Below are 12,977 nucleotides of genomic sequence, written 5' to 3' on the forward strand. Positions count from 1 at the left end.
GCCTGGACGCGATCACGATCGGTGGTACGGGGTCGAGCGTCGGCAGCGGTGGCATGGTCACCAAGGTCGAGGCGGCGTCGATCGCCAACGCGGCCGGGATCACGACGGTGCTGACGAGTGCGACCCAGGTCGCCTCGGCGCTCGCCGGCGAGGACGTGGGCACGGTCTTCGTGCCGACCGGCTCGCGCCGCACCTCACGCAAGCTGTGGCTGGCTCACGCCACCACGCCGATGGGTCGGCTGCTGCTCGACGCCGGAGCGGTCCGGGCCGTCACCGAGCGCCGGACCTCGCTCCTGCCGGCCGGCATCACCGCGGTCGAGGGCGTCTTCGCCGACGGTGACCCGGTCGACCTGTGTGCCCCCGATGGGCGCGTCGTGGCGCGGGGACTGGTCAACTACACCTCGGCCGAGCTGCCGGGCATGCTGGGCCGCTCGACCCGCGACCTCGCGCACGAGCTCGGGCCGGAGTACGAGCGCGAGGTCGTGCACCGCGACGACCTCGCCCTGCTCTGAGCCAGCGCCCCGGAACGGCACAGCAGAGCCGGGAACGGCGCAGCGGTCCCTCGCCACTGGCTGAGGGACCGCTGCACCGTGCGTCACGGCGTCGGCATCACGGGATGTTGACCGTGGTGTCTCCGGTCGCGATGTTGGCGTCGGTCGCGGTGTCGCGGCCCTTGCCACCGTCGAAGCGGTCGGCGCCCGTGCCGCCGGTGAGCTGGTCGTCGCCAGCGCCGCCGGAGAGGGCGTCGTTGCCGCCGTCGCCGAACAGGGCGTCGTTGCCGTTGCCGCCGCAGAGGGCGTCGATGCCGTCTGCGCCGCGCAGCGTGTCATCGCCGTTGTTGCCGATGATGACGTCGACTCCCGGCCCACCGGTCAGGGTGTCGGCCTGGTTGGTGCCGACCCTCACCGTGAACGTCGTCGTCGAGCTGTCCGACCCGTCGTCGGCGGTCAGGGTGACGACAGCGACGCCGCTGCGCCCCGAGACCGGGGTGACCGAGACGGCCCGGGTCGCCCCGGAGCCGGACACGACCACGTCGGAGTTCCGGACCAGCGTGGTGTTGGACGAGGACGCTGTCACCGTCGGGTTGGCACCCTCGACGTCCGACGTCGTCACGGAGAGCTGGCCAGCGGCGTCACCGACGCAGGCGGCGGCGACGATGGCCACCGTCGGGGCGTCGTTGACCGGCGTGACGGTGATGCTGACCGTCGCCGGCGCCGAGGTGAACTCGCCGTCAGTGACCGTGTAGGTGAAGCTGTCCGGACCGTTGTAGTCGCCTGCCGGGGTGTAGGTCAGGTTCGGAGCGGTGCCGCTCAGCGTCCCGTGGGCCGGCTGCGACGTGACCGAGTAGGTCAGGTCGTCACCGTCGGGGTCGGTCCCGTCGAGGGTGACTGCCGTCGTCGTGTCCTCGGCAGTCGTGACGGAGACGTCCTTGGCGCTGGGCGCGCGGTTGGGGGTCTCCAGGGCCAGCCCGATGAGCACCGGGTCGTGGTCCGACACCCGGTACTGGTCCGGCGCGTACAACGACGCGACCTGGGCCGGGGTCTTGAAATCCGTGTTGTAGTCCAGCACGGACGGCTCGTCGGAGTTGATGTGGTAGTCCGCGACCCCGGTCACCTGCGCGTCGAGCGACGCGGAGGCGAGGGCGTGGTCGAGGTAGCCCCACTGCCCGTCGAACGCGTACGAGTAGGCGTCCTCACCGAGCCGCGACTTGACGAGGTGGACGAAGCCCGCGTCCTCGAGGGCCTTGATCGGGTCCTCCATGGCGTACGAGTTGTAGTCCCCGACGAGCAGCACGTCGCTGTCGCCCGTCTCGGTCGGGTCGCCGGCCAGCCACTGGGTGAGCTCGTGCACCGCGTTCACGCGGACCTGGTTGCAGTTGCCCTGCCCGTCACCCGCGTCGGGTGCTGTGCACGCGCTGCCCTTGCTCTTGAGGTGGTTCACGTTGATGATGAACCGCTCGCCGCTCGCGTTCTCCTGGAAGGCCTGCGCGACCGTCGCCCGGTTGCGCGGGGAGGGGTCGCCGCCGTTGACGAAGGCCGCGGTGTTGAGGACCGCGGTCGTGCCCACCGGGGTGACCTTGGCCGGCTTGTAGAGCACGCCGATCTTGATCGCGTCGCCGCCGAGGGCGTCGACCTGGCCGGTGCGGGCGTCGACGTCGACGTAGGCGTAGGTGCCGGCGCCGAGCCTGTCGTTCAGGTGGTCGACGAGGTTCGCGAGGGCGCTCGTCGGGCCGTAGCCGTCGTTCTCGATCTCGTTGACGCCGACGACGTCGGGCGCGAGGGCCTCGATGGCCGACACGGTCTTGGGCCACTGCCGGTCGAACTCTGCCTGGCTCCCCGCTCCGCGGCACTCCATGACCGGGCCGGTGGTGCCGCCGGTGCAGGCGGTCGTGCCGAAGGTGTTGAAGTAGTTGAGCAGGTTCATGCCGACGACCCGCAGCGATCCGCCGACGGCCGGAGGCGAGCTCGGCCGTGCGTTGGTCGGCTGGAAGTCAGGCGCGCTCCCGCCCAGCGAGCCGAGCGGCCGGACGCGGTAGGCGTTCGGGCTCGCGACGTTGCCACCCCAGGTGTAGGTGAGCACGCCGTGGAGGCCGGTGACCGTGTCCCCGCCGCGCAGGGTGTTGCTGGCCGACAGGGGCTGTCCACCGCGTCCGAACACGATCGGGTCGGCGTTCTGCGCCTGGTTGGCGTCGTCGAGGATGATCTTGCGCAGGTTGTTCTCTGCCTGGAGCGCGAGTGCCGGGGCGCCGGGCGCCACGACGTTGGTCGGCTGCTGGAGCCGTCCGCCGGCCGCGAGGGTGACCTGGCCGAAGCGGCCGATCTGGAAGTGCTCGGTGACCGAGAGCGCCTGCGGGAAGGCGACGAGCATTCCCTCGTAGCGCTCGAGCGAGTCCGGCGTGGCGACCGGCAGGGTGACCTCGGTGGGGGAGACGGTGCCGGTCGTGCCACACGGGGCCACGCCGGTCGTCGAGCTGATCTGGGTCTGGCCCTGGTTCTCGGTCGCGCCGCCCGTCACCTGCACGACGTCGCCGACCGAGACGCGGTTCCCGTTGTCGCCCTCGAAGACGAAGATCGCGTCGGACGTCGCTGCGTCACCGTCGCCGGCGTCCTGCAGGTAGAAGCCGCGAAGGGCCGGGGTCTGGCCCTCGTAGTCACCGACCACGACGCCCTGGACGGTCACCTGGCCGGTGGTGCCGGTCAGCCCGTCGGTCTGGACCGAGCCGATGGTCTGGTCCGCTGCCGCGCACGGCGCGAGCGGCGTGACGGTGAGGGCGATCGTGCCGGAGCCGGACCGGGCCTGCCCGTCCGTGACGGTGAAGGGCAGGTTCTTGGCACCCGCCGAGGTGGCCGCGTCGACCGTGGCGGAGACCGAGAACACACCGTCTCCGGCCGTCGCGTCCGGTGCGACGCCGTCGTCCAGCAGGGTGGTCGAGGCGGAGCCACCGATGCCCGACAGGTCTGCGCTCACGGCGAGGCCGGTGCTGTCCGGGTTGGTGCCGGGAGTCGTGTCGACGGTCAGGGTCGTCGTCCCGCCCTGGATGACCGACGACGGGTCGGCGGCACCGGAGCCCGAGGGGTTGGTGGGCGTGCCGCCGGGGATGCCGTGGGGGGTGATCGACACGTCGTCGATGGCGAGCCCGTCGTCGGACCCGGAGACGTCGGTCGTGCTCCAGCGCAGGGCGATGGTTCCGCCGGCGGGCACGGACAGGTCACCGATGCTGCCGGTCACGGCCGCCTTGTTCGCTGCGGCGTTCCCGTCGAGTGCTGCAGCGCCGCCACTCGTGACGCGAGAGAACGCATCGAGGGAGGTGAGGGACGTCCAGTTGCCCGTCGTCAGGCTGGTCGCGTCCGTGCTCACGGCGAACGCGAGCTTGTCGGTGCGGGGGGTCGTCGCGCCGCCGAGCCGCCACTGCTCGCTGGCGAACGCGACGTCGAGGGAGGTGATCGTGCCACCCGTGCCGTTGGTGAAGAGCGCACCCACGGTGGGGGAGTTGCTGCCGCTGTTGAGGCTGCCGAAGGCGCGCTCGCTGGAGCCTGCGCTGCCGAAGCTGTAGGTGTCACCGGCCGTCGCCGACCCGGTCCCGGCGGTGTACGACGCGTTCGCGGCCGTGCCCGACTCGACGAACGTCCAGCCGGCCGGGGTGTCCGTTGCCTCGGCCCCGGCGCCACTGGCGAGGAGGGTGTCGAAGTTCTGCGTGTATGCCGTGTCGAGCCCCGCCAGCGCCACACTCCCGGTGGCGCTGGCGGGGGTCGCCACGGCGACCAGTCCGGTGGTGATGAGGGCACATGCCGTGCCTGCGCCAAGGGCGCGCCGGACGGATCGCGGGTGGATCATGGGGTCTCCTGAGCACTGAAAGTCGGCGGAATCGTCCAAGGGTGCACCCTCGGGCCGCCAAAGTCTGTACTCAGTTTGCAAATTTTTCGGGAACTCCGGCTTTGCGCGCCGAATCGACGGTTCAGCGGAGCTGGCGCACCTCGAACTGCGGTCTCGGGTGGGCGATCGACTCCTGTGCCTGGACCAGCTGGAGCTCCCGCTCGCCGGACTCGTGGGTGGTCTTCAGCAGGTCGAAGACGCTGCTCGCGGTGCGGCCCAGCGACACCGCAGGGTCCTTGGACTCCAGCAGGTGGGCCGTGAACAGGGCCGCCGTGACGTCTCCCGACCCGTTGGCCTTCATGGGCAGGCGTGGGGTCTGCACGACCCAGGCACCGTCCGCGTGGACCACGAGCATCTCGATCGTGTCGGCGGGGGCGTCAGGGCGCTCGACGCTGGTCACCAGCACGGTGCTCGGGCCCATCGCGCGCGCGGCGTCGGCTGACGCGAGCGTCTCCTCGATGGTCCGTGGCTGCGTGTCGGTGAGGAAGCCGAGCTCGAACTGGTTCGGGGTGATCAGGTCGGCCGCGGGCACGACGCGCTCCCGCAGCAGCACCGGGATGGCCGGGTGGACGAAGCAGCCGCTCCGCGCGTTGCCCATGACGGGGTCGCAGGCGTAGATCGCCGAGGGGTTCGCGGCCTTGACCCGTGCGACGGCGTCGAGGATCACGTCGCCGATGTCCTCGCCGCCCTGGTAGCCGGACAGCACGGCGTCGACGCCGGGGAACGCGCCCCGCTCCTCGACCCCCCGGATCACCGCACGGACGTCGTCGGCCGGCAGCAACGGCCCGCGCCACTCGCCATACCCCGTGTGGTTGGAGAAGTGCACCGTGTGGACCGGCCAGACCTCCACCCCCAGCCGCTGGAGGGGGAAGACGGCGGCGCTGTTGCCGACGTGGCCGTAGGCGACCGAGGACTGGATCGACAGGATGCTCACCCGCCCCATTCAACCAGCGGCCGGGGCCGCCTACCGGACGACGTCGTCCGGGACGGCATCGGGCGGCATACCCTTGAGCCATGGTTGAGATCGATCCCCTCGCGGTCGAGCAGGTGGCGACCGTCGCGCGCGCCGCCCGCGTCGCATCCCGCAGGCTGGCGCTGCTGTCGCGCGCCGACAAGGACGCCGCGCTGCTCGCGGTGGCCGACGCGCTCGTCGCGGCGACCGACGAGATCGTGCGGGCCAACGCCGAGGACCTGGAGCGGGGCAGGGCCGGCGGTATGCCGCAGGGCCTGCTCGACCGGTTGGCTCTCGACTCCGCGCGGGTGGGCTCGGTGGCCCAGGCCCTGCGCGACGTCGCCGCGCTGCCCGATCCCGTGGGCGAGGTCGTGCGCGGATCCACGCTCGCGAACGGCCTGCAGATCCGCCAGGTGCGGGTGCCGATGGGCGTGGTGGGCATGGTCTACGAGGCGCGGCCGAACGTGACGGTCGACGCCGCCGGCCTCGGGCTCAAGTCGGGCAACGCCGTGATCCTGCGGGGTGGCTCCGCAGCCGAGTCCACGAACGGCGCGCTGGTCCGGGTGATGCGGGCGGCGCTGGTCGCACAGGGTCTGCCTGCCGAGTCGGTGTCGCTGCTCGAGGGTGGCCGGGACTCCGTCCGGGCCCTCCTCACGGCGCGTGGCCTCGTCGACCTCATCATCCCCCGCGGTGGTGCCGGGCTGATCCAGACCGTCGTCACCGAGTCCACGGTGCCGGTCATCGAGACGGGGGTGGGCAACTGCCACGTCTACGTCGACGCCGCTGCCGACCTCGACAAGGCGCTCGCGATCGCGGTCAACGCCAAGACCCACCGGCCCAGCGTGTGCAACGCCGCGGAGTCGCTGCTGGTCCACGAGGCCGTCGCGGCGGACTTCCTGCCCAAGGTGCTGGCAGAGCTGTCCGGCGCAGGGGTCGTCCTCCACACCGACGAGTCCTCGGGCGCGCAGGCGGAGCGGGCCGGGGTGCCCCACCTGGATGCGACCGACGAGGACTGGGACACCGAGTACCTCGCGCTCGAGATGAGCGTCCGCGTCGTGCCCGACCTCGAGACCGCCATGGAGCACATCGCCGAGCACGGCACCGGTCACACCGAGGCCATCGTCACCGAGGACCGGGCGGCCGCTTGCCGGTTCACCAGCGAGGTCGACGCTGCCGCGGTGATGGTCAACGCGTCGACGCGGTTCACGGACGGCGGCGAGTTCGGCTTCGGGGCCGAGATCGGCATCTCGACCCAGAAGCTGCACGCGCGCGGCCCCATGGCGCTGCCCGAGCTGACCACGACCAAGTGGATCGTCGAGGGCGACGGGCAGGTCCGCAGCTGAGGCCGCCCGGCGCCATACGGTCGAGGATTGGGCCGTCACGGCCCCTGACTGGCAGGATGAGCGCCCGTGGAAGGCACTGAAGTCCGCAAGCTCGCGGCCCTCGAGGACGCGCACTGGTGGTATCGCGAACGGCGACACCTGCTGGGGCGGGCGATCAAGGGCCTTGCCCCCGGCCGGGCGATGGACATCGGCGCTGCAGGCGGTGGCAACACGCGGGTCCTCAAGGCCGCGGGCTGGTCCGTCACCGCACTGGAGTACGGCGCCGACGGCGCGCAGGTCGCGGCCGAGCGCGGACTGGCCGTCGTGCGCGGCGACGCCACGGCGTTGCCCGTGGACGACCACAGCCTCGACCTCGTGGTGGCGTTCGACGTGCTCGAGCACATCGTCGACCACGACGCCGCGGTCGCCGAGGTGCACCGGTCGCTGCGGCCCGACGGCCTCTTCCTCGTGGCCGTGCCGGCCGACCCGCGGCTGTGGTCCGAGCACGACGTCGCGGTCGACCACGTCCGCCGCTACACGCGGGTGACGCTGCGCGACGTGCTGGAGCGTGGCGGCTTCGAGCTCGAGTCGATGGACTCGTGGAACGTCCTGCTCCGCCCTGTGGTCGCGATGCGCCGCCGCTCCTCGAGCGGCTCGGACCTCGAGGACCTCCACCCGGTCGTCAACTTCGGCCTGCGGGCGATCATCACCGCCGAGCGCTACCTGCCGGTGAAGGCTATGCCCGGTGTGACTCTGCTGGTAGCGGCGCGTCCGAGGACGTGACCGGACCGGTCAGCGAGTCGTAGGCGACGAAGTAGGCCGGGCGCGCCTGCAGGTGGGCGTACATCCGGCCGACGTACTCACCCAGGATGCCGAGGCAGAGCAGCTGCACCGCGCCCACCCCGGCCACGGCCACGACGGTCGAGGTCCAGCCGGGCAGGGTGGTGCCCCTCGCCATCCCGATGAGCGCCCAGAGCAGCAGGCCCAGCGCAGCCACACCGCCCAGCAGCCCGAGCCACGTGGCGGCCCGCAACGGCGCCGTGGAGAACCCGGTGACGCTGTCGAGCGACAGCTTGACCATCTTCGCGAGCGGGTACTTCGACGTGCCGGCGGCACGCTCCTCGCGCCGGTAGGTCACCGTCGTCGACGGGAAGCCCAGCGCGGGCACGACGAAGCGCAGCACCCGGTGGTGCTCGGGCAACGCGTTGATGGCGTTGACCGTCGCCCGCGACATCAGCCGGTAGTCGCCGGCGTCGACCTGGGCGTGCGTGCCCGACAGGGTGCGGATCACCCGGTAGAACGCGCGGGCACTCAGGCGCTTGAACGCCGAGTCGGTGGAGCGGTCGGACCGCACGCCGTAGACGACGTCGACCCCGTGCAACCTGGCCTGCGCCAGCATCTCGGTGATGACCTCGGGGGGATCCTGCAGGTCGGCGTCGAGGGTGACCACGTAGTCCCCGCGGGCGGCAGCCAGCCCTGCCGAGATCGCCGCCTGGTGGCCGGCGTTGGCACGCAGCCGGACGATGCGCAGCTGCGGCCACTCGCGCAGCAGGCGCTGCAGGACGACGGGGGACTGGTCGGTGCTCCCGTCGTCGACCGTGACGACCTCGTATGACGTGTCGAGGGCCTGCGCCACCGGGCGCAGCCGCTGCGCCAGCAGGGGCAGGACGTCTTCCTCGTTGTACACGGGGATGACGATGCTCAGCTCGGGGGTCATGGCACCAAGGGTACGTGGGGGAGGGGCGGGGCAGATGCCGCGCGCCCGGCGCTCGGCCACAAAGGTGAGGACCCCTCGCAGTATGAGTACGAGGGGTCCTCGGGTGCAGGACTTCCGCCCTGCGACCGTGACACCGAGGTGTCACGGTGTGGGACCGGAGTCCCACGTGTGGGGTTCGGTTCGCCGAAGCGTTCCTGGCCTCACGGGTGTGACACCGAGGTGTCACGGTGTGGGACCGGAGTCCCACTGCGCAGGACTCGCGTCCCGCGCTGGTGCAGTGCCCCCGTCCGGCGAACCGGTCGGCGACCCTGCGCCCGTTCAATCGCCCCGCGTCCCCGGCGAACCGGTGACAACGACGTCCACTGCGACGGTGGCTCCCCATGTGCGTCGGCAAGCCGGCCCACCCAGGTCGATGCGATCTGGTCAGCGGTCTCGGAGTACCTCCGCGGCGTCGCCCGCGAACCCTGACCCGAAGGTCGGGGACCTCTCGCGAGCGAACCCGTCCGAGGCGGTCCACCGTTATCCGGCTGACCTGTGCTCCGCCCTTCAGGTCATCCCGGGTCTCCCCGTTCCGACCCTCCGTCCGGAGCGCGTGAGAGATTTCTAGTGCCCCGATTCGTTGCCCCGCAATGGGTTTCGGCAAACTTTTTTCGTCCACGGGTTTCCCACACCCTTGTCCACACCGTGCGGTGCTCGACAGGGGGTTTGTCCCCAGCCCTGTGCACAACATCCGTGGACAGCGAGCAGGTACGCTGTGCCCCATGTCGTCGTCGCTGTCGCACGTTTTCGCCTCCACCGAAGAGCACCTCCGCGAGCTGCCCATGTCGCCGCTGGCCTTCGGGGCGCTCGCGATGGCGAGCTTCCTGGCCCTGCTCGGTGTGCTGTGGTTCTTCCGCGGGGTCGCCGCCAAGGTCGCGAGCGGCGGCGCCCACGGGCACGGGACCGACCACCAGGGCAGCCACCACTGACCATGCGGCTCGGAGTGATGGGCGGGACGTTCGACCCGATCCACCACGGTCACCTCGTGGCCGCCTCCGAGGTCCAGACCCGGTTCGGGCTCGACGAGGTCGTCTTCGTCCCGACCGGGCAGCCGTGGCAGAAGGACACCCGCGAGGTCAGCACCGCCGAGCACCGCTACCTCATGACGGTGGTCGCGACGGCGTCCAACCCCCGGTTCACCGTGAGCCGGGTCGACATCGACCGGCCCGGGCCGACCTACACGATCGACACGCTGCGTGACCTGTCAGCCGAACGCCCCGGCGCGGAGCTGTTCTTCATCACGGGTGCCGACGCCCTGGCGCAGATCCTGTCGTGGAAGGACGCCGACGAGCTGTTCGACCTGGCCCACTTCGTCGGGGTGACCCGGCCCGGCTACGTCCTGTCCGAGTCGGGCCTGCCGGCCGACCGGGTGACCCTGCAGGAGGTCCCCGCCATGGCGATCAGCTCCACCGACTGTCGTGCCCGCGTCGAGCGGGGCGAACCCGTCTGGTACCTCGTCCCTGACGGCGTGGTCCAGTACATCAACAAATACCGCCTGTATGCCGCGGGGTCCCCCGCCGCTGCAGCGGCCGAGTAGGAGAGCAGTGCCCGCCACCGAACGTTCCCTGGAACTGGCCAAGACGGCCGCCAAGGCTGCCGACGACAAGCTCGCGACGACCGTCGCCGGCATCGACGTCAGCGAGCAGCTCGCCATCACCGACGTGTTCGTCATCGTCTCCGCGAGCACCGACCGCCAGGTCGGTGCCATCGTCGAGGAGGTCGAGGACCAGCTCCGCGACAAGGGCGCCAAGCCGGTCCGCCGAGAGGGTGAGCGCGACGGCCGATGGGTCCTGCTCGACTACGGCGACATCGTCGTCCACGTGCAGCACGACGAGGAGCGCGAGTTCTACGAGCTCGAGCGGCTCTGGAAGGACTGCCCCGAGATCGACCTGGGCGTGCCCAAGCGCCGCGAGGCATGACCGAGGCAGCTCGGTCGGTGGCCGACGGCGGCTCGCCGCGACGGCTGCTGGTCCTGCGGCACGGCCAGACCGACCACAACGCCGCCGGCCTGTGGCAGGGGCAGCTCGACAGCCAGCTCTCGGAGCTGGGTCACCAGCAGGCCAAGGCCGCGGCCGCGGCGATCGCCGAGCTGCGCCCCACGCGCGTCGTGGCGTCCGACCTGAGCCGAGCCGCGCAGACGGGTCAGGAGGTCGCCGACGTCTGCGGGCTCCCGATCGAGCTGGACGAGCGGTGGCGCGAGATCCACGTGGGGGAGTGGGCCGGGCTGTCCGGGGCGCAGGTGCGCGAGCAGTACCCCGAGGAGCAGGACCTGCTGCTGAGGGGCGAGGACTTCCGCCGGGGTGGCACGGGCGAGTCGGTGGCCGAGGTCGCCGACCGGGTCCGGGCGGCCCTCGACGCGCTCCTCGCCGACATGGCACCCGGCGACTGCACGGTGATCGCGACCCACGGCGTCACCGGCCGCACCCTCGTCGCCGAGCTCATCGGGATGGACCAGCAGGACGCCTGGCTGCGGCTGGCCGGGCTCTCGAACTGCCACTGGGCCGAGGTCGTCGAGGGCTCCTCGGGGTGGCGCATCAAGACCTGGAACGTCTCCGCCTGACGGCCGGCCCCTGGGCCCAGCACCCGATTTGGTGAAACGGGTGGGTCACTGGGTAAACTTCCGCAGTCCCCTTCGGGGGGCATCCCACTCGGGAGATCCCGGGGCTGTGGCGCAGTTGGTAGCGCACTTCCATGGCATGGAAGGGGTCAGGGGTTCGAATCCCCTCAGCTCCACAAACCGAAGAAGGACCAGGCACGCAGGTCGCCTGGTCCTTCTTGCTTTTGAAGGATGTGCATGGGGGGATTCGTCCGCCGGGCGCCGCGACCGGCGGAGATGGTCAGAAGGGGCTATTGAACTGCGCGGTCCGGGCGGCGAAGACTGCGATACGCAGGGGGGTGCAGCTACCACCTGGGAGGCCATCATGCTGCGGCGACTTTCGCTTGTTCTACTCACGGGATTCCTCGTCCTCCTCGCAGGTCCCGCGTACGCGGCACCTACAAACACCACCAACACCGTCAAGGGCCTCGTCGAGACCTTCGTGGACGTCGTCCCTTCGTGCGAAGGCGGTGGCCCGCTGTACACGATCACCACGACCTCCAACGCCATCGAGCACCAGACCGCCTTCCCGGACGGCCGGGTCCACGAGACGTTCACGGGGACCGGCACCTTCACGGCAGTACCCCTGAACGACCCGACCCTGCCGAGCTACACCGGCACGTTCACCGTCTGGGGTGGCTTCAACGCGAACGGGTCGACGGTGAACGGGACGTTCACCTTCAGCGTGCGCGGAACGGGCTCCGACGGTTCGACCTTCTCCAACCAGAACGTCGAGCACTTCAACCAGCGCCCCGACGGCACGGTCCGCGAGTTCTTCCACTGCCACTGACCTCACCACGGCCCCTGCCCCCGAGCGTCCCTTCGGGGGCATTAGGCCCAGTCCCTTCGGAGGCTCGGCCCAATGCCTTCGGGGGCAGTCGGCCCACAGTGACGTCGGTGCTCTGCTACAGCCAGGTGTGGATGCGCACCGTGGTGCCGGCCTTGCCGGACCGGACCTGGACCAGGTCGCACAGCTGGTTGGCCATCCACAACCCACGCCCGTGGTCGTCGCCTGGCGACGGTGGGCGGCGTCCGATCATGGGGTCGGTGATGCGGCCGGCTCCACGCACCTCGCAGACCAGCGCGTGGTGCTCCACCCAGATGCGCAGCTCACTGGCCCCGCGACCGTGCCGCACGCTGTTCACGGCAACCTCGTGCACCCCTAGGGCGAGGTCGGCGGTGCGCTCGGTGGACAGGCCCACGGACGCGGCGTGCGCAGTGACGTCGGCGCGCACCGCGGTGTAGTCGTCCGCCCCGAATGCGCGGTGGGAGACCACCACCTGGACCTCGACCCGCGGCAGCTCCGTCTTGAACATCTTGCCCAGGTGGTGCGCTCCGCCGTATGTGGTGCTGCCACGGTGGGTCTCGACGTCGACGACCACGGGATGGGACCGGTGCGCCTCCGCGACGACGTCGTCTGGGAGCGTCCCGGTGTCGTAGGGACACATCAGCCACAGCGGAGTGTCCGCGTGGACGGCCATGTTGAGCAGGGCCTCGTGCATCTGGCACTCGGCGAGCTCGGCCAGCCGGCGGCCGTGCCAGATCGGCTCGCCGATGCCGCGGATCGGCTGCCCCGGGTGCTCGTCGGTGAAGAGCCGCCACGCCGGAATGATCCGTGCAGGGTTCGAGCCCAGCTGAGCCATGTCCACGAACGCGACCCCGGCCGCCTCGCCATCCAACGCCTCGCGCAGCACGCCAAGGCGGGCCGGCGTGACCGCGACCATGACCGGTTGCCCCGCGGCGATTCCTTCCCGGATGAACGGGACGGTCCCGGCGAGGAACTGCTCGTCGCCGGCCCAGAAGAACGCCTCGTGCCGGAACCCATCATGCGTGCGGCGCAGGGCACCAGCACGGGAGTCATCGAGAGAGCTCGGGTCCGCCGGTGAGGCGGGGCCACCATCGGCTCCCTCGTCTAACGTGGGCACTCCCTCCGGGAGGGGTTCACCGCCTCGATGCGGCGAACCGGCGTGCCGAACA

At 71.1% G+C, this 12,977-nt stretch carries 12 protein-coding genes and 1 tRNA gene; 9 read left to right on the forward strand and 4 right to left on the reverse strand.

The features are described from left to right. A partial coding sequence (locus AC1DV7_RS12870; protein ID WP_477597528.1) for a PUA domain-containing protein occupies positions 1–512 on the forward strand: 512 nt, incomplete at its 5' end. A gap of 97 nt (positions 513–609) precedes the next feature. Here AC1DV7_RS12870 and AC1DV7_RS12875 read toward each other — a convergent pair. Both AC1DV7_RS12875 and pdxY read right to left on the reverse strand, forming a co-directional pair. Further along, positions 610–4,335, reverse strand: coding sequence for an ExeM/NucH family extracellular endonuclease (locus tag AC1DV7_RS12875; RefSeq protein ID WP_477597529.1), 3,726 nt, complete (start codon positions 4,333–4,335; stop codon positions 610–612). A 121-nt stretch (positions 4,336–4,456) separates the two neighbouring features. Continuing rightward, positions 4,457–5,308, reverse strand: coding sequence for a pyridoxal kinase PdxY (pdxY, locus tag AC1DV7_RS12880; RefSeq protein ID WP_477597530.1), 852 nt, complete (start codon positions 5,306–5,308; stop codon positions 4,457–4,459). Between the two features lie 80 nt (positions 5,309–5,388). On the opposite strand from pdxY, the gene AC1DV7_RS12885 reads away from it, so the two are divergent. Continuing rightward, complete coding sequence (locus tag AC1DV7_RS12885) at positions 5,389–6,669, forward strand: glutamate-5-semialdehyde dehydrogenase (protein WP_477597531.1); 1,281 nt, start codon at positions 5,389–5,391, stop codon at positions 6,667–6,669. Between the two features lie 66 nt (positions 6,670–6,735). Next, positions 6,736–7,431, forward strand: coding sequence for a class I SAM-dependent methyltransferase (locus AC1DV7_RS12890; protein ID WP_477597532.1), 696 nt, complete (start codon positions 6,736–6,738; stop codon positions 7,429–7,431). Here the strand turns inward: AC1DV7_RS12890 and AC1DV7_RS12895 are convergent. Next, on the reverse strand, positions 7,385–8,365 hold the full coding sequence (locus tag AC1DV7_RS12895) for a glycosyltransferase family 2 protein (protein WP_477597533.1): 981 nt from the start codon (positions 8,363–8,365) through the stop codon (positions 7,385–7,387). The two genes, AC1DV7_RS12890 and AC1DV7_RS12895, sit on opposite strands and share 47 nt — an antisense overlap. A 761-nt stretch (positions 8,366–9,126) precedes the next feature. Between AC1DV7_RS12895 and AC1DV7_RS12900 the strand changes: the two genes are divergently transcribed. From AC1DV7_RS12900 to AC1DV7_RS12925, 6 genes are all read left to right on the forward strand, one after another. Next, the gene (locus AC1DV7_RS12900; protein WP_477597534.1) at positions 9,127–9,333 is read left to right on the forward strand and encodes a hypothetical protein; all 207 of its coding nucleotides are present in this window, start codon (positions 9,127–9,129) and stop codon (positions 9,331–9,333) included. 2 nt (positions 9,334–9,335) lie between these two features. Then, positions 9,336–9,941: a nicotinate-nucleotide adenylyltransferase gene (gene nadD, locus AC1DV7_RS12905; RefSeq protein WP_477597535.1), complete on the forward strand. Its 606-nt coding sequence runs from the start codon at positions 9,336–9,338 to the stop codon at positions 9,939–9,941. Positions 9,942–9,948: 7 nt separating this feature from the next. Then, the gene (gene rsfS, locus AC1DV7_RS12910) at positions 9,949–10,323 is read left to right on the forward strand and encodes a ribosome silencing factor (RefSeq protein WP_477597536.1); all 375 of its coding nucleotides are present in this window, start codon (positions 9,949–9,951) and stop codon (positions 10,321–10,323) included. Further along, positions 10,320–10,964: a histidine phosphatase family protein gene (locus tag AC1DV7_RS12915; RefSeq protein WP_477597537.1), complete on the forward strand. Its 645-nt coding sequence runs from the start codon at positions 10,320–10,322 to the stop codon at positions 10,962–10,964. The genes rsfS and AC1DV7_RS12915 overlap by 4 nt, the downstream gene beginning before the upstream one ends. A gap of 100 nt (positions 10,965–11,064) precedes the next feature. Then, a tRNA-Ala gene (locus tag AC1DV7_RS12920) sits at positions 11,065–11,137 on the forward strand. Between the two features lie 188 nt (positions 11,138–11,325). Then, on the forward strand, positions 11,326–11,790 hold the full coding sequence (locus tag AC1DV7_RS12925; RefSeq protein WP_477597538.1) for a hypothetical protein: 465 nt from the start codon (positions 11,326–11,328) through the stop codon (positions 11,788–11,790). Positions 11,791–11,905: 115 nt separating this feature from the next. Here the strand turns inward: AC1DV7_RS12925 and AC1DV7_RS12930 are convergent, their stop codons facing one another. After that, complete coding sequence (locus AC1DV7_RS12930; RefSeq protein ID WP_477597539.1) at positions 11,906–12,925, reverse strand: anti-sigma factor RsbA family regulatory protein; 1,020 nt, start codon at positions 12,923–12,925, stop codon at positions 11,906–11,908. Positions 12,926–12,977 lie beyond the last annotated feature (52 nt).

The organism is Pedococcus sp. P2_E4 (assembly GCF_056403935.1).

Excerpts from the sequence above, each read along its gene's own strand:
- AC1DV7_RS12875 (WP_477597529.1), bottom strand. The coding sequence starts at position 4,335 with ATGATCCACCCGCGATCCGTCCGGCGCGCCCTTGGCGCAGGCACGGCA.
- AC1DV7_RS12885 (WP_477597531.1), top strand. The coding sequence starts at position 5,389 with ATGGTTGAGATCGATCCCCTCGCGGTCGAGCAGGTGGCGACCGTCGCG.
- AC1DV7_RS12895 (WP_477597533.1), bottom strand. The coding sequence starts at position 8,365 with ATGACCCCCGAGCTGAGCATCGTCATCCCCGTGTACAACGAGGAAGAC.
- AC1DV7_RS12900 (WP_477597534.1), top strand. The coding sequence starts at position 9,127 with ATGTCGTCGTCGCTGTCGCACGTTTTCGCCTCCACCGAAGAGCACCTC.
- nadD (WP_477597535.1), top strand. The coding sequence starts at position 9,336 with ATGCGGCTCGGAGTGATGGGCGGGACGTTCGACCCGATCCACCACGGT.
- AC1DV7_RS12915 (WP_477597537.1), top strand. The coding sequence starts at position 10,320 with ATGACCGAGGCAGCTCGGTCGGTGGCCGACGGCGGCTCGCCGCGACGG.
- AC1DV7_RS12925 (WP_477597538.1), top strand. The coding sequence starts at position 11,326 with ATGCTGCGGCGACTTTCGCTTGTTCTACTCACGGGATTCCTCGTCCTC.